This is a genomic window from Paenibacillus sp. J22P169 (assembly GCF_059691995.1).
The window spans coordinates 101,067-116,450 of sequence record NZ_JCAUAO010000005.1 but is presented as its reverse complement, the minus strand read 5'-3'; the positions used below and the strand labels follow the sequence as shown (position 1 = coordinate 116,450).

Here is a 15,384-nt window from a genome sequence, read left to right as displayed (position 1 = left end):
AACTACATACAAAAAAAACGATCTATCCCATGTTATCCATGGGTATAGATCGTTTCTTTCGATCCTATCCGCGCGCTTACGGATAAAACGCATTCTTCGCTGTCGTTGTCGGACACCAACGCGTGCCTAGCAAGAACTTAATGAGTGTATCCTTCGCGCGCTCCGTTCCAACGTAGCGCAAGGATTCCGCCGCATGTGCACGGACATAGCGGTTCTCGTCGTCCAGTGCGATTTCCAATTGTGGAATCGCTGCCTCTGCACGTGCCCCTAAACGGGACAGGGCCAAGCTGGACATGAACCGTACCTGCGCACTTTCATCCTGCAGCGCATCCCCTAAGCAGTTCACCACTTGATCGTGTCCTGCTTCCATAAGGCCAAGAGCATCAACCACAGCGCAGCGAATCGTCTCTGACGGATGCTGCATCAAACTAACAAGTGCAGGTACTGCCTCGCTTGCAAGTCCTCTCAGTTCACCAAGCGCGAACACGGCGTGCGCGATGATCTCCTCGGAATTCGCTTCCGCTCCTTCATTCTTACCCGTCGCTATCGCAGCAATTAATCCGCCTACCGCTTCGCTTCCCGCTACGGATAAGCCATAAGCAGCAATTCGCGATACATTTTTATCATCGCTATGAAGTGCTTGAAGCAATGCGTCTACACCACGTTGACCGCTTGCTGCAAGCTCATAAGCCGCATTAATCGCATCTGGCTCGAAGCTGCTCAACCCCGCTGCCAATTCCTTGATCCGATCTGGATCGGAAACAACTGTATTGGCGATGCTGCCGACTTGTCCAGACAGCCAATTCCACGTCTCTTCCCACATCAAATCGTGCTCAGCGATCGGCAGTTGTAACCCCTCCGGTTTGCGCCATCCGCTCTCTTGATTGTTCCAGCTTGGTGATTGCGGCAGCTCGGTGCGCATGAATTCGAACTTCAACATATAACGTGGCTGACCCAGCACATTCGGAGTAGAACGGTGCCAAATATCATAATGAATTAGCGCAAAAGTCCCCGCTTCCCCACTCGCCAGAACCTCTGCCTCTGGTTCATTTCCTTCAAAAGTACGAGACTCATAGTTTTGCGTGCCTGGCAGTACGCCCGTCGGTCCTAATTCCACAGGTGTATCCTGTGGGAAATACATAATCATCGCCCATTGCGGGTGATGGTTGCGCATCCTTTTATAACCCCAATAGCTATCTTTATGCCAACCACCAGCTACACTAGAGGCATTGAAATGTCCATGACGATGCGCATGCATCATATAATTAGGTCCCAACACACTGGTTAACGCACCAGTTACAACGGGATGATCGAATACTTTGCTCAATTCACGAATACGAGGCAAAAGATTGTTGCCTGGATTGCCTTCTTCGGTATACACCGTGTTCAATTGCTCAACTAGACTTTCGTGGAATTCACGTGGAAAATCCGTTTTGAGAATTAGGCAGCCATTCGTAATAAAAGTTCTCATTTGCTCATCAGTCAATAATAAAGGTGTGTTGCTTTGCATTGTCTCTGCCTCCTTGGCATGTTAGGAATGTGTGTATCTTGCCTTTATTATATGAATGATGATTCGGACAATAAATAAACAATCTTAATCCGTGCTAGCACAAAATTAAGGTATTATTATCCGCCTTACACTTCGCCAAAATAATCTTAATCTTGTGCTAATTTGAATGAGAAACGTGCTTATTATACGGTCTCCACTACCTTCATTCCCAAAGGTGGAACCGCTTCCAAATATGGAGATATTATCGGCAAGCCACGCAAGACATTGAGGTTGGCGAATGTTCATATACACAATATTGAAGGGATTCAGGGCCGCGGCGATCATTATAAACTTGAGTTGACGAGGGCTGAACTGCTTGGCCATCAGGAGTCCAGTATTAAACGAATTGGTCCTAGCTTATAGAAGCGCGGGCATTACGTAGCTATACACAGCAATAAAGTGGCAGGCACTTCCAGCCAGCACAAACAGGTGCCAGATCGTATGGTGATAGCGTAATTTGTGCCAGAGGAAAAAAGGGACACCAATAAGATAGCTCATCAACCCGAGTCCTAGCCAAGTAAAAGCCACATGAGGCAGTCGTACATATAAGGGAATGATGAAGAGCGTCATGAACGCGGCCATTCCTAAATAAACCAGCAGCCCCCATGGCATAAATCGCCCAATGATAACATGCACATATCTTACACCGCCGAAGGCTAGCGCCCAAATCACGATCAGCAACTCAGTCGCTAGTCGGCTTTGGATGGTGATCAGCAGAAAAGGCGTGTAGGAACCTGCCATGGCGATGAAAATCGCAGCGTGGTCCAGCTTTTCGAAGCGTCTTGCCCACTTGGGTGAGCGAATGCCATGCAGCAGTGTCGAGGACACATAGAGTAAGCAGAAGGAAGCACCGAAAACCACGTTGCTTGCCGTGTATAGCCAATTTTCAAAAAGCGCAGACCGCTGAAGCAGCAGAATGAGCCCGTAGACGCTTAAACACACGCCGATTCCATGGCTGACCGTGTTTAAGCGTTCTTCTTTGCGTGCAAGTTGATCCTCCATAAGCCAAGGCACTCCTTTCGCATGTATGCCCTAGTTTTTCCCAAGGAAGGGTGCGCGTATGTATGTCCACTTCAATTGCCGCAGGGGCGCTCGATTTAGTCGGTTTCATCGACTAATTCCACTCCTTTTGCCACTGGCTCACCCGAGTTAGTCGGTTTCATCGGCTAACTCCTCTCCAATTGCCACTGGCTCACCCGAGTTAGTCGGTTTCATCGACTAACTCCTCTCCTTTTGCCTCTTACGCGCTCGAATTAGTCGGTTTCATCGACTAACTCCTCTCTATTTACCTCTTGCGCACCTGATTTAGTCGGTTTCATCGACTAACCAACCACTTCCCTCATTTTTTACCATGCAAGAGTACTACCGCTTTTTCAGTAATAAAGAATTTATGGCTTCTACTTAAGCCGCCGCCTATGGGACGAACCAGTCCTTTCCCTTCCATCTTTCGCAAGATTTTCCCACATGCCTCTCTTTTAAGCTGAAGCCATCCGCACACATCATTCACTTGAAAAGGCTTATTGACCAGCAAAGAGCACCTTAAAATTTCCCGCTCATATACCGGCAGCTGGTACAACCCAGCCCCCTCCACGTTTCCGATTCGGCCGATTAATTCATATATATAGATTTCTTTGGCAGAAACTCGGCTTTTTCTCTAGCTCATCCCGGCTATATGGAAAGTAAGTGTACCCCAGTATCGCAACTGAACGTGCCCGCGCCTTTTCGAATGAGAAACGGTCTCTCGTAATTTTCTCAGCGTGGGTGACAAAGCTGTCCTCCTCGAACACGATCCGCAGCTTGGGATGACACACGTCCCCATATATCTTCACCCCTGACAAACTTAACATTTCAAATTCAAGCTCCAAGCCTTCAAACGTCCCCAAAACAGGCAGCAACACCTCCGCTAAAAGCTTCTTCGATCCCGTCAGATCCCTTCGCAGCATCTCCAGCCACTGACCACCTACACTGCTTTGAACTCCTTCTCGAACACACCGACCGCCTCCTAATAAAATAAAAACGCCGCCAGCCCCGGCAAAAAGGAGCTAACGGCGTGTGCTTCACGCGTCAATCATGTCTATCTTCACAATACCAAACTCCATGACTCTTCGCAAAACAAATTTGCAGTCCACACTTCAATAATCAATTGCGCACAATCATTTATCACGAAGGCCGAGAACCTTCTTTTTCTTTATTTTTCCTTTGCACAAAGACAGCCAATTCTTTATGGTGCTTGAGCATGACAAGCAGCGTATTCCCTCCCCATATCCATAACAACATAGCCGCAGCATCTCTCATATACAAATAAACGCCCAACAGCAGCATGCCGATCACGACCTGCTGACCATCGGCTTCCGACGAGATCGGTTTCCATTTGGTTATAACCTTCATCATTCCTAGCATGATTGCCAAAATAATGGCCAGTGCGAGTGACACTTCAAACTGTGTCAACCCGCTCCAGACGCCGAAGGTGACAGCAATGGCTTTGCCCCCTTTTCCACGTAAGAATGGTGAAAACGCATGCCCGAAGATCGGCGCAAGCGCGATTGGAATAAGTCCATACCCTGACATCCCGCCAACCTCAACGGCCAATAAGATGATCAGATACCCTTTGGCAAAATCGAGTAATACCCCTACAATACCAAGCCGATATCCCGCCGCTTTCCATAAATTGAGGGCACCTGGGTTGCCGTCTCCAACGGTTTGGAGGTTTTTCCGAGCCAACCGACCGAGCCAATAGCTAAACATCAGCGCACCCGATACAAAAGCACAAATCGTCCACAGAATGATCATTGCTCTCGCCTGCTTCCTACTTTGACGTGCCGCCCTTTCCATGCTACATGCCCGAGAAACACGACCTGATACATCGAGTACAGCATGACCATAATGAAAAATAACGTAGACACTACGTGCAACACGGGTGTAACAAAACCGAAAATACCAACGTATTTTACAAAATAAAAGAGCTGTGCCATGTAAATGAGGTAGCCGATAAGCAGCGGAATGCCCCATGAGGTTGCTAGGAAAAAGGGGAAAGCTGATGAAACAATCAGCCCGATAGCCCAAATCGCGGTTAGCGTAAGTGTGCCTGCTTTGAGCTTTGACGTTCCTAAAACGGCGCCTTTGCCGAAGCCTTGAATCTGGCTTTTCATCCCTTGTGGGTACATCCGAAAAGAGACCAGCCCATATCCGATAAAATTGTTGACAGGAATACCTGCCCGTGCATAAGTAGCACCGAGATTCAGATCGTCCATCATTTCCGACTTGATGCCTTCGTGGCCTTTGATCGATTCGTAATCTTCCCTCGTCGTTAAAATACAGGACCCATAGAGCCCCTTCTGTGCATTGTTTTTTTCAAAAGGTGATGTAAATGCGAATACGCCGAGCACATTGAAAATGAGTGCCAGCCTCTCTCTTAGATTCTCCGTATAATGGTAGGGAACAACGGACAGTACTCCACCTAATTTATTCCGCGCTTTAACTAAACATTCTAATGCTCGGGGTGCAAATCGAATATCTGCGTCCAAAAAAGCAATGAGATCACCGGTCGCGTGGGAATAGCCATTCCATACAGCCCAGTTTTTGCCCGTCCACCCTTCTGGCAGCTTGGGATTAGAAATCACGGTAACACCATAATGTTCAGCGATTTCCTTCGTATGATCCTCCGAAAAATCGTCCACCACAATAATTTCATAGGGTACTAGGGTTTGAATTTTCAGGGCATGAAGAAGGTGGGGCAGATTGTCTGCTTCATTCCTAGCCGGAATAATAATAGACAGCTTTACCTCATTCAGAGCTTGATCAGTGCAGCGAGGTATCACATGTCTTCTGAAAATCAAGAAACCAGACAGACATCCTATGATACATAAGAGTAGAAATGCCATCCTTAGAACTCCTCCTTCACATCCCAGCGTCAACGAATACTGAATGATCCCTTCAGTGATCGGGGCATACAGGCTATATTGATGTATATGAAAGATCAATCGCTCTTCATGCGAACAATTCACTCGGTATGTTATAATAATGCTTATCACCTATTAGGAGGCACACCATGCCTATGAAAATTTATGTCATCCTCTCTTTTGATGGGGAAACACTTGAGAATGTTTATGTCGGTCCCGATGAGGAAAAAGCGCTTGCGTTCAAGCCGGCTGATTTTGAAAATTGCGATGCACTTTTCGTGGAGATTTGGGAAGACGGGGAAAAGACCGATGATTTCCGCTTAGAAGAAGAAAACGAATTTGAAGAAGACAATGATGATAATGATGAGTTCACAGATCTAGACAATGATGAAGACAATGAGGAAAAAGTGAAGTAAGCTTTCCCTCTATATAGAATAGAAAGGTTGATTACATATGGATTATGCGTTCGCGATTCAACCAGCTGCGTTTACTCGATTTGATGAAGAGTCCGAGCTGATCGAACAATGTAAAGAATGGGGTTTAGTATCCGACAAAGCGACAAAAGCGAAAGCCTTCTTCTATAAAGGTAATAGCCTCAATGTGGCTTGCAATATTGTGGGTCTTGTGGATCCCATGACTGCTGTTATTGAATTGGATACGAAGCAATTGCACTGTATTCATCCTTCCTATTTGAAGGAAATGCAGGCAGCAAACTATAGCCAGCGTGGAGCCGCATTGGCTGATGACGCTGTTGCAGTGGACGAGCTTGAAACCGCTGAGCCAGAAGAAAAACCAGCCAAATCAGCAAAAGCCGCTAAAGCTGAGGTAAGTACGGAAGATGGACAGGCAGCACCTGTTGAGAAAGCGCCTGCGAAGGAAAAAACAAAAAAAGAGAAAGCCCCTAAGCTGGAGCTTCCTGAGGAGAAAGTGAAAATGAAGGCGACGGTCACGGAGTTTACGACCGTACCGAACAACTTCTCGGATACGGATGATGAAGTCATCATCTATGAAGCTGTTTCTATCCTCGAGCCAGCCTTGGACATCGGCACCGCTTGGTCGAGCCACAGTGCAACGCTCAAAAAGCTTGAGCTCGCGATCGGCGACACCGTCACGTTCGAGTGCAAAATCGTTGCTAAGAAGCTCAGCAAGCATCCGGTGCCTTACAAGATTAACAATCCGGGCAAGATGCAAAAGGTGACGGAATAAGATTGGTGGAACTTCAGCCCTGTGGGGGCTGAAGTTTTTTTGTTTCAGGGGCGGCTTGCGTGCCGGCCGGCGAGCTGACTTTAGCGCCCAAAAAGGGCGTTAAAGTCTTGGCCGCGCTGGACTTTCGGGCGCTTCGGGCGCTTTTAGGCCCCGAAAGGGCCTTATTGCCTCATGCGCCGGCTGGCGAGCTGACTTTAGCGCCCAAAAAGGGCGTTAAAGTCTTGGCCGCGCTGGACTTCGAGCGCTTCGGGCGCTTTAAGGCCCCGAAAGGGCCTTATTGCCTCATGCGCCGGCTGGCGAACTGACTTTAGCGCCCAAAAGGGGCGTTAAAGTCTTGGCCGCGCTGGACTTCGGGCGCTTCGGGCGCTTTTAGGCCCCGAAAGGGCCTTAAATGCTCACGTGCCGGCTGGCGAACTGACTCTTCATGTGATAAGTGATGAATTAAACTCGCACTATCTCTATAGATCGTAAGATCTACTGACAAATAACAGAAATTGTTATTCATCAATCCAACTATCCCCATCTACGCAAAAGACACATCATCTAATAAAAACCTCGAATAATCCGATTTTGGCTCAGCATGAACAGAACTGGTATCGCCCATCTCCTTAATAACGCCGCCCTTCATCATGAACCTCCTTTTCTGTTGCCAAAGGCACTCTGCAAAACCATCTCTTCATGCTACAATAAAGCATATAGAAAGGTGCTGATTATTCTGGCCTCCAACCTTAGTATATTGCCGCCCGTAGAAACGATAGGAATGCTTTCCGATTACCATTTCCCACCCTACATCACACTTGCTCATATGTTCCATGCGCCACAGGGTTGGGCGATCCGTGATCGCGAAATGACGCAGTTTATTCTGCAATATGTGGTGGATGGTTTTGCCCACTATCCTGTTGGCGATAATCCTTATGAGACGCATCGCGGCGATCTCTTATTTCATCGTCCGAATGAGCGGCACTCGATCATTAAGGCGGACCACAGCCCTTATGTGTGTATTTCACTGGTCTTCCACTTTGGCACATCCGCGTTCCCGTACGAGGAAATATTCAAGCATAAGCATATCCTCGGCAATTTTGCGGATCACCCAGTAGAAACGATGCTTTCGCAGCTAGTTTCGCATTATCGCCAGCCCGGACTCGTGCATCAGATGCATTGCCAAAGCTTGCTTATGCGCATTCTTGCTGAAGCAGCTCAAGCTGTCGAGTCTGGCACAACTCGCACCAAAACAGACGCGCTCACCATGCCGAAGCTCGTCTTGATCAAAAACTATCTTACCGAACACTTCAGTCGGGAGATTCAAATAAGAGAACTTGAGGACGTATCCGGCCTCAGCAAGAACTACATTTTGACCTTGTTCCGCCAGCATGTCGGCATGTCGCCAATGCAGTATTTGACGTGGATCCGCATCAACAAAGCGAAGGAGTTGGCCATTCACAGCAGCCTCTCCTTCAGTGAAATTGCGGATCGTGTGGGCTACTCCGATGTCCATACCTTTGGACGTATGTTCAAGAAAAAAACGGGGCAAAGTTTAACCCAGTTTTGTGCGAATTTGATTTATTCCTAGATAGTCATGCTTGTGATTAGTCGGGCTTCGGGCTTCGAACTTGCAACACGAATAACTGGATATTATCCAGCTATTCCTGCGAAATCCCCCCAGAAACTTGATTAAAATGGAATTTATGTAGTTAATTCTGCCTCTTTTGTTCATTTCGGCCAAGATGCTGCCAATTAACTGTAGATTATACAGCTATTCGGCTTCTGAAAAGAATTTCAGCAAATTTAACTGTATTAAATCCATCTAATGCTTTAAGTAACTCGCGCACCTTGCGTCACGCTCAATATAAATAAGGCTGTTCCCCCGTAGAACCACTAGGAGGAACAGCCTTTTCTTTATGCACGCCAATATTCAGCATGCGGATACCGATACGTCTTCGGCACCTGCTTCGTACCTATTGCGAATGCGCCTTTCGGTTGATAGTCATACGGAGTTTCACCCGATGTGTAGGCCGCTTCCTTGCGTTTTTCGATACAATCGACGAGCAAATGCTGTTTCAACGACAGATACTCTAGCGTATGCGGCCCAAACTCCGCTTCGATCTCGCCTGGCCGGAACTCGTAATACACCGTTCGGCGAAGCGCATTGCCATCTCCCTCAGGTGAACCGTGGAGCAGCTGAATATTGTGGAAGATGACATCTCCGGGGTTCATCGGCACCGGTACAGCATCGCTGACTTCGAAGCCTGGGCGAGCACATCGTTCCTCGGCAACCTCTGCTGCCCAATGGTTACTTCCCGGAATGACCCACAAGCATGACTTCAGATCGGCCTCATCCAAATAAAAATCAACATTGAAGATCGGCCGCGGATCTGTACAGCCCTCAGGCACTAATGCATCGCGATGCCAAGGCACGCTGGCCGCCTGATTAGGGATTTTCACAACTAAGGAATCCCACGTAGGAATGAAGTTAATCCCTTGAATCTTCGCGACAGAACGTAAAATGAACGGATGCGCAAGCAAGGCTTTATTCGCCTCTTGCTTATCAATGATATATTCCGTCCGCCAATATTTGCGCTCGCCATTCTTCCTCACGCGATACATATAATCTTCATCATCGCTTCCAGCCATTCCGATTTCAACGGCTTTCATCGTCTGCTCCTGAAGGAGTCTAAGCTCTTCCCCTACTACCACATTACGGATGACTAGAAATCCATTGTCTAGAAAAAATTGGGCCTGCTCACTTGTGATCTCCTCTTGCAATAAAGCATCAGCTTCAGGTATTTGAATCTCTTGTTGGCTCATAACAGCAACCTCCTCAGATATCTTTCATACCTTTACTTTACTGCAAGAAAGATTGAAAATCTTTAGTCCAAACAGGCATTTTGGTTGCCAAAAGCACATTGACCACTTTGATATTCCTTTGGCGTCATGCCAACTGACTTTTTGAACAGCTTTGTAAAATATACGGGATCCGAGTAACCGACAAGTGATCCAACTTCATACATTTTCACATCCGGGTAATCTTCTAAAATGTGCTTCGCTTTCACGATTCGGAGATCAGTAACGTAGTCCGTGATCGTCTTCTTTGTCTCCCTTTTAAACAACTTACACAAATAACTAGGATTCAGACCTACTTTAGCGGAGAGCTCATTCAGCTCAAACGCTTGATTGAGATCCGACTCCAGCATGCGAATCACATCCGCAATAATTTGTTTCTTGTGCACCTTAGGTTCAGCAGGCACGTGATCAGCTGCTTCCTTTTCTACAGAAATTGGCTCAGCTATACGCTCCCCAACCCGTTTCAACACTTGAAATAAATCCTTCTTGTTCACCGGCTTCGACAAATATTCTTCCACACCGAAACGAATCGCTTGACGGGCATACTCAAATTCGTTAAATCCACTTAATAGAATGATATGTGCATCCGGATATTCCGCTCTTGTTTTCTCAATCAGCTTCATGCCGTCCATCATGGGCATTTTTATATCGGTGAGAAGCACCTTGCAATCCTCATCTTCCCAGCCGCTCATTTTATCCATGGCTTGAATCCCATTCGCACACAATCCCATAATTTCAATGGGTAAGTTCATTCCTTCAACCATGGCCTGTAGACCAAGCCGAATTCGCTGTTCGTCATCGACAATCAACATTTTCATCGTCATCTCATGCACTCTCCTTCCATGCTTCAAGAACGGGTAGGACAATCGTCACGGTTGTGCCGACCTCGATTTCACTGCTCACTTGCAAACCGAATGGGGCACCATACTGCAAAATGATACGCTCGTTCACATTGGCAATACCGATGTTAGAACGATTTTCTTGCTGCAAGCCTAGCATCGCATTTCGAATAATTTTCAGCTGTGAATCTTCCATTCCGCACCCGTTATCCCTCACTGTAAAATATATCGCCTGTTTATCCTCGTAGGAACTAATCGTGATGAGGCAATCCTCTTCTTTCATTTCAAAACCATGCAAAATCGCATTTTCCACAATCGGCTGAAATAAAAGCTTAATAACGGGATAGGTTAGATGCGCCTCACTGATGTTCAAAGCAAGCTGAATATCCTTGGAGAATCGAAAGTTTTGCAGCGCCAAATATTTCTCCAAATGATCTAGCTCCTTATGTATCGTCACTTGATCCGTCCCCCGCAAAATGCCATACCGCAGCAGTTCGCCCAAATTATAGGTCATTTCCGAAATCTCATAATCTCGCTTTACTTCGGCCGTCATCCGTATCACTTCCAGCGTATTATAGATGAAATGGGGATTAATTTGATGCTGAAGCGACCTTAGTTCAGCCTCTCTTTTGCGATTTTGCGTCTGATAGACTTCCTCCACCAGTTCATTAATTCTTCTAATCATATTATTAAAATGCTTCGCTAGTATGCCAAACTCGTCCGAGTATTTCACTGGGATTTGGACATCCAAATTCTCCTTATTGACCTGCTTCATCGTCCTCATCAGCGTCCTGAGCGGCCGCGTCAACGCAATTGCAATAATGGCGGAAGTAACTAATGCTACGGTAATGGATAACAAAACGAGAATCATCGTGAAATCCCGTGTTACCCTCGTTTCTTCTGTCAATTGATCCACAGGAATAAGCACGATTTGCTTCCAGCCCGTTACTTCCGAAGTCGTATAAGAGGTCAAATACGATTTCCCATCCATCGTCACCTTAAAGCTGCCTTGCGCTCCTACAGCTTTCTGCACGAGTTCATTGCTAGCTACATTCGTTGAAATCCATTTCTGCTCACTATCATAGATCACTGTGTTCTGATCGTCGATGACCATGGTCCGACCTTTGGTAACCTCATCCAACTCACGTACGGCATCCGCAATAACCTGAATTCTTGAATCAAAAATGATCATCCCGATGCCTTCTAGGGAATTCGTATTCTTCAATTCTCGCGCGATAGAAAAATAATATTTGTCTGTTTGACCCACTCTAATTTTCTGGGTAGAAATCACAATAGAGGAACCTTGCGCATTGCGCACTTGTTGCCTCAAATCCACCGCTTGCTGCCGGATGTTGCCACGGATCGTATCATTTTTGGTACTATCGTACATGTTGCCATAATTATCGAATATGTAAACGGACTCCGTATCATTCTTCAAGCTGTTCAACCCTTTGACAAAGTTCTGGAGGCGGTTATTTTCTTCCACCGTTTTCGCCGGATTAGCTAAGGACTCCTGAATATCCTGCATATAAATTTGACTGCCTGTCACTCGTTTAATATCCGATACGTACTGGTCTACCCGCTCCAAAATTTTCTGTGAAATCTGATTCACATAGAGGGCCGTGTTCTTTTCAATAGACTTGGAATAACTCGAGTAGGAAATCATCGAAATCGTTACAATCGGCACCGTAATTAAAATAACAAAAACCGTTATCAGCTTTTTAGTTAGTGACAACCTCACAATCCAATGCCATATATCGCTTAGCACAAGAAGTTCCCCCCAGCTCTTTCATAGGAATGTAAGCCCTTTCTTTTTAAAACCAAGAAAACCCATGGCTCCTTAGCAAGGGCCTTGGGTTACTATTTCGACTTACGCCAAGCGGTGTCCTGCTAGCTTTTTATTTCACCGAACCATTCGTAATTCCGGAGAAAATATACCGTTGCAGGAACAAGTACAGCACGACTGTTGGCAGTAAAATGATCAGAATTGCCGCACAAATTAATTGCCACTCGGCACTATTCGTACCCGTAAATTTCATCAAGGTCGTGGAAACAACGCCTAGCTTCTGCGAAGGCATATACAAATATGGCGTATACATATCGTTATAAATCGAAATCGTTTTTAGAATAATAACTGTCGAGATGGCTGGTGTAAGCAGTGGTATGATGATGCGATAGAAGATGCCGTACAAGGATAAGCCTTCAATCATCGCATTTTCATCAAGTTCATAAGGGATGTTCCGAATAAACTGGAGCAAAATGTAGATCTGGACCACATCTGCACCGATATACAGGAGCACTGGCGCGAAATGTGTATTGAATAATCCCAACCATTTGATAATGGAGAAAATCGCCACCTGCGTCGTAATCACTGGAATGATTGCTGCCCCCGTGTATAGACCCAGAATGAGAAAGCGTCCTGGGAATTTAAAGCGTCCGAGTACATAGGCCACCATGGTTCCCATGACGATGTTCCCAAGCAAGGATAAGCCAATCACAATCGTCGTGTTGAGAAAAGCTTGCCCCAGATTCCCACGCTCAAATACAAGTTGGAAATTGTCAAAATTAAGAAAGGAGTTCGGCAGTGAAAACGCGCTGGACGTGCCGTATTCCTTACTTCCCTTAAATGCATTTACACATAAAATGTACAAGGGAAAGAAGATGATCAGGCTGGCGAGGGACAAAAGCGCATATTTCACTGTCGATGTGATCGGTCTTGGTTTCATGGGTCACTCCTCCTTTCCTCCAACAATTCTACGTTGTGCGGATACTACGGCAATGACAACGATCATGAGCAGAACACTCATCGCTGACGCGAGTCCGAAATTATTATATTGAAACGCGGTCTCCACTGTTTGCTGAACATACGTTTTACTTGCCGCCAAAGGGCCGCCTTTGGTCAGAACGAAGGGGAGATCAAATACCTCCAAAGCCCCAATTACAGTCAGAAACAGATTAAGCTCGATAATTTTCCTCATACCAGGTAATGTGATGTAACGAAGCACTTGTAATCTTCGTGCACCGTCGATTTTAGCTGCTTCATAGAGATCTTCCGGCAGCGACTGCAGCGCCCCTAAGTAGACGACCATGTTGAAACCCATAAACTTCCATGCGCTGATTGAAGCTAATGATATGTTGACGAGACCAGGCTTACCTAACCAGGAAATTGGCTCCACGCCTAACAGACTTAAGAAATAGTTCAATGAACCCATATTCGTATCAAAAACATAACCAAACATGAACGCTACGGCGACCCCATTCATAATGTAGGGCAAGAATAGCACCGTTCGAAACACGTTGCGCCCCTTGAGCTTACTGTTCAAAAGGACCGCAAAGAAAAAGGCAACCACATTTTGCAAAATGCCACCTACGAAGTAGGCAACGTTATGGAGGAAGATATAGAAGACCTCCGTATTTCCCATAATTTCTTTGTAATTTGAAAATCCAACCCACGTTTTAACCGGTGTCAGCCCATCCCATGACGTGAAGCTTAAATAAATGAGCCTCATGGCGGGATAGTAGGTGAACGTCAGCAACAGCACAAGGGGTACGATAAGGAAGGACACAATCAAAGTGATTTTTTGTTGTTGGTAGCTCATCTCCATACCTCATTGCTCTTTAATTTGAAAAGAGAGGCTGAATGCTCTCCAGGTCTCATTCAGCCCTCTTACGTTACACGATTATTTGCCGAGCGCTTTTTTTGCTTCTACCCATTTCTTGTTGTATTTATCGAATACTTTGGCAACGTCGGTTACTGCAACCTCTTGTGCGATATCGTTCAAGTCGATTTGCGCTTTGTTTTGAATCGCCATTGCGTCGCTGTTATCGGCTGCGATTTCAACGAAGTTCAGGTCTTTCGTAGCTAGGAAATCAGACAATTGTGTAACGGATGACTTCTTATCCTTCAAGGATGGAATGAAGCCAGCGAAATCATCATACCCGGAATCCTCAATTAGCCATTTGACGAAAGCTTTTGCTGTTTTGAGGTTTTTGCTATTCTTGCTTACGGCATAGAAATAGTCAGGTGTCATTAGCGTAGTCAACTTACCGGAGTTATCGAAAGGCATTGGGAAGAAGCCAACGTTTGCGCTTTCTGTGCCGTTTTCAATAACTTGTGGAATCACCCAGTTCGGCAATAGGTACATCGCCATTTTCCCAGACGCTACATCTTTCTTGGATTGCTCCCAGTTCGTGGAGTTGATGTCTTTCTCCGCATAGCCTTTGCTGATCATCGTTTTGAGGATACCTAAGGACTTGGCGAACGCACCATTCGGGTCAAAAGCATTCTCTTGCTTAATGCGATCATTCCAGAAGTTCGGATTACCCGACATCGCGACAGCTACGTGCTGCCAAGTGTAGAGTGGCCATTTGTCCTTGTAGTTGGTTGCAAGTGGGACAATTCCCTTCGCTTTCAGCTTCTCGGAAGCGGCATAGAATTCATCCAACGTCTTCGGAAGCGCTGTGATGCCTGCATCTGCGAACGCTTTCTTGTTGTAAACGATCCCTGTTGTGGAACCGCCCGTTACGAGACCATACGTGCCGCCGTTCGCTGTTTTGTAGTCTTTAAAGCGGATTTTATCATTCAGTCCAAGATCGTCCAGTGGGGCAAAATAATCAGGAAGCTGTGTATTCGGAATGTTCGGAATCAAAACAACGTCCGGCACTTCCGCCGTTGCCAAGCGCAATTTGATTGCGGCTTCATAATCCTTCAGAGCTTCGAATTCCACATCAGCATTCGGGTATTTCTTCTTGAACGCTTCACGGTATTCTTTCAGCTTCGTATCTATTAAGTCTGTACGGTTCGTTGCGAACACGATTTTGCCTTTAATGTCATCATTCGGATTCGCTGCTTTCGGAGCTTCCGTCGCTGCTGCAGCCGTTGCCGCTGCTGTTGCCTTCGCTTCTGGTGATGGGCTAGCTGTTGTTGTTGTTGATTCCGATCCGCACGCTGCAAGTAACGCTGCTAACAAGCAAATCGACGTTGTGGCTACTAATGTCTTCTTCATCCTATTTCCCCCAATGAACTAGTTTGTGTAGCGCTTACATTTTC

At 46.3% G+C, this 15,384-nt stretch carries 16 protein-coding genes; 5 read left to right on the top strand and 11 right to left on the bottom strand.

All coding sequences use genetic code 11. The annotated features are described in order from the left end of the window. Window positions 1-76: 76 nt before the first annotated feature. Window positions 77-1,510, bottom strand: coding sequence for a HEAT repeat domain-containing protein (locus AC58QG_RS22995; protein WP_497364459.1), 1,434 nt, complete (start codon window positions 1,508-1,510; stop codon window positions 77-79). Window positions 1,511-1,672: 162 nt separating this feature from the next. Between AC58QG_RS22995 and AC58QG_RS22990 the strand changes: the two genes are divergently transcribed. Continuing rightward, window positions 1,673-1,912, top strand: coding sequence for a hypothetical protein (locus AC58QG_RS22990; RefSeq protein ID WP_497364458.1), 240 nt, complete (start codon window positions 1,673-1,675; stop codon window positions 1,910-1,912). On the opposite strand, the gene trhA is transcribed toward AC58QG_RS22990, so the two are convergent. The 4 genes from trhA to AC58QG_RS22970 form a co-directional block, all read right to left on the bottom strand. Beyond that, window positions 1,907-2,551, bottom strand: a complete 645-nt coding sequence (trhA, locus tag AC58QG_RS22985; RefSeq protein ID WP_497364457.1) for a PAQR family membrane homeostasis protein TrhA — start codon at window positions 2,549-2,551, stop codon at window positions 1,907-1,909. The two genes, AC58QG_RS22990 and trhA, sit on opposite strands and share 6 nt — an antisense overlap. A gap of 611 nt (window positions 2,552-3,162) precedes the next feature. Continuing rightward, complete coding sequence (locus AC58QG_RS22980) at window positions 3,163-3,492, bottom strand: hypothetical protein (RefSeq protein WP_497364456.1); 330 nt, start codon at window positions 3,490-3,492, stop codon at window positions 3,163-3,165. 217 nt (window positions 3,493-3,709) lie between these two features. Beyond that, window positions 3,710-4,339, bottom strand: a complete 630-nt coding sequence (locus AC58QG_RS22975; RefSeq protein WP_497364455.1) for a glycerol-3-phosphate acyltransferase — start codon at window positions 4,337-4,339, stop codon at window positions 3,710-3,712. After that, window positions 4,336-5,430, bottom strand: coding sequence for a glycosyltransferase family 2 protein (locus tag AC58QG_RS22970; protein WP_497364454.1), 1,095 nt, complete (start codon window positions 5,428-5,430; stop codon window positions 4,336-4,338). The genes AC58QG_RS22975 and AC58QG_RS22970 overlap by 4 nt, the downstream gene beginning before the upstream one ends. Before the next feature lie 167 nt (window positions 5,431-5,597). Between AC58QG_RS22970 and AC58QG_RS22965 the strand changes: the two genes are divergently transcribed. The 4 genes from AC58QG_RS22965 to AC58QG_RS22950 all read left to right on the top strand — a co-directional run bounded on the left by AC58QG_RS22965 (window position 5,598) and on the right by AC58QG_RS22950 (window position 8,224). Continuing rightward, window positions 5,598-5,864 (top strand): hypothetical protein, encoded by a 267-nt coding sequence (locus AC58QG_RS22965; RefSeq protein WP_497364453.1) that lies wholly within the window; start codon window positions 5,598-5,600, stop codon window positions 5,862-5,864. 37 nt (window positions 5,865-5,901) lie between these two features. Next, complete coding sequence (locus AC58QG_RS22960; RefSeq protein WP_497364452.1) at window positions 5,902-6,654, top strand: hypothetical protein; 753 nt, start codon at window positions 5,902-5,904, stop codon at window positions 6,652-6,654. A gap of 59 nt (window positions 6,655-6,713) precedes the next feature. Further along, window positions 6,714-6,959 (top strand): hypothetical protein, encoded by a 246-nt coding sequence (locus AC58QG_RS22955; RefSeq protein WP_497364451.1) that lies wholly within the window; start codon window positions 6,714-6,716, stop codon window positions 6,957-6,959. Window positions 6,960-7,390: 431 nt separating this feature from the next. Then, window positions 7,391-8,224 (top strand): helix-turn-helix transcriptional regulator, encoded by an 834-nt coding sequence (locus AC58QG_RS22950; protein ID WP_497364450.1) that lies wholly within the window; start codon window positions 7,391-7,393, stop codon window positions 8,222-8,224. A gap of 326 nt (window positions 8,225-8,550) precedes the next feature. On the opposite strand, the gene AC58QG_RS22945 is transcribed toward AC58QG_RS22950, so the two are convergent. From AC58QG_RS22945 to AC58QG_RS22920, 6 genes are all read right to left on the bottom strand, one after another. Next, window positions 8,551-9,459, bottom strand: coding sequence for a phytanoyl-CoA dioxygenase family protein (locus tag AC58QG_RS22945; protein WP_497364449.1), 909 nt, complete (start codon window positions 9,457-9,459; stop codon window positions 8,551-8,553). Window positions 9,460-9,521: 62 nt separating this feature from the next. Continuing rightward, on the bottom strand, window positions 9,522-10,319 hold the full coding sequence (locus AC58QG_RS22940; protein WP_497364448.1) for a response regulator transcription factor: 798 nt from the start codon (window positions 10,317-10,319) through the stop codon (window positions 9,522-9,524). Between the two features lies 1 nt (window position 10,320). After that, window positions 10,321-12,102 (bottom strand): sensor histidine kinase, encoded by a 1,782-nt coding sequence (locus AC58QG_RS22935; RefSeq protein ID WP_497364447.1) that lies wholly within the window; start codon window positions 12,100-12,102, stop codon window positions 10,321-10,323. A gap of 130 nt (window positions 12,103-12,232) precedes the next feature. Next, window positions 12,233-13,060 (bottom strand): carbohydrate ABC transporter permease, encoded by an 828-nt coding sequence (locus AC58QG_RS22930; RefSeq protein ID WP_497364446.1) that lies wholly within the window; start codon window positions 13,058-13,060, stop codon window positions 12,233-12,235. 3 nt (window positions 13,061-13,063) lie between these two features. Then, window positions 13,064-13,933, bottom strand: a complete 870-nt coding sequence (locus AC58QG_RS22925; protein ID WP_497364445.1) for a carbohydrate ABC transporter permease — start codon at window positions 13,931-13,933, stop codon at window positions 13,064-13,066. An 81-nt stretch (window positions 13,934-14,014) separates the two neighbouring features. Beyond that, on the bottom strand, window positions 14,015-15,340 hold the full coding sequence (locus AC58QG_RS22920; protein WP_497364444.1) for an ABC transporter substrate-binding protein: 1,326 nt from the start codon (window positions 15,338-15,340) through the stop codon (window positions 14,015-14,017). Window positions 15,341-15,384: the final 44 nt, after the last annotated feature.

Coding starts and splice junctions, on each gene's coding strand:
- AC58QG_RS22995 (WP_497364459.1), bottom strand. CDS start 1,510: ATGCAAAGCAACACACCTTTATTATTGACTGATGAGCAAATGAGAACT.
- trhA (WP_497364457.1), bottom strand. CDS start 2,551: ATGGAGGATCAACTTGCACGCAAAGAAGAACGCTTAAACACGGTCAGC.
- AC58QG_RS22980 (WP_497364456.1), bottom strand. CDS start 3,492: ATGCTGCGAAGGGATCTGACGGGATCGAAGAAGCTTTTAGCGGAGGTG.
- AC58QG_RS22975 (WP_497364455.1), bottom strand. CDS start 4,339: ATGATCATTCTGTGGACGATTTGTGCTTTTGTATCGGGTGCGCTGATG.
- AC58QG_RS22970 (WP_497364454.1), bottom strand. CDS start 5,430: ATGGCATTTCTACTCTTATGTATCATAGGATGTCTGTCTGGTTTCTTG.
- AC58QG_RS22965 (WP_497364453.1), top strand. CDS start 5,598: ATGCCTATGAAAATTTATGTCATCCTCTCTTTTGATGGGGAAACACTT.
- AC58QG_RS22960 (WP_497364452.1), top strand. CDS start 5,902: ATGGATTATGCGTTCGCGATTCAACCAGCTGCGTTTACTCGATTTGAT.
- AC58QG_RS22945 (WP_497364449.1), bottom strand. CDS start 9,459: ATGAGCCAACAAGAGATTCAAATACCTGAAGCTGATGCTTTATTGCAA.
- AC58QG_RS22940 (WP_497364448.1), bottom strand. CDS start 10,319: ATGACGATGAAAATGTTGATTGTCGATGACGAACAGCGAATTCGGCTT.
- AC58QG_RS22930 (WP_497364446.1), bottom strand. CDS start 13,060: ATGAAACCAAGACCGATCACATCGACAGTGAAATATGCGCTTTTGTCC.
- AC58QG_RS22925 (WP_497364445.1), bottom strand. CDS start 13,933: ATGAGCTACCAACAACAAAAAATCACTTTGATTGTGTCCTTCCTTATC.
- AC58QG_RS22920 (WP_497364444.1), bottom strand. CDS start 15,340: ATGAAGAAGACATTAGTAGCCACAACGTCGATTTGCTTGTTAGCAGCG.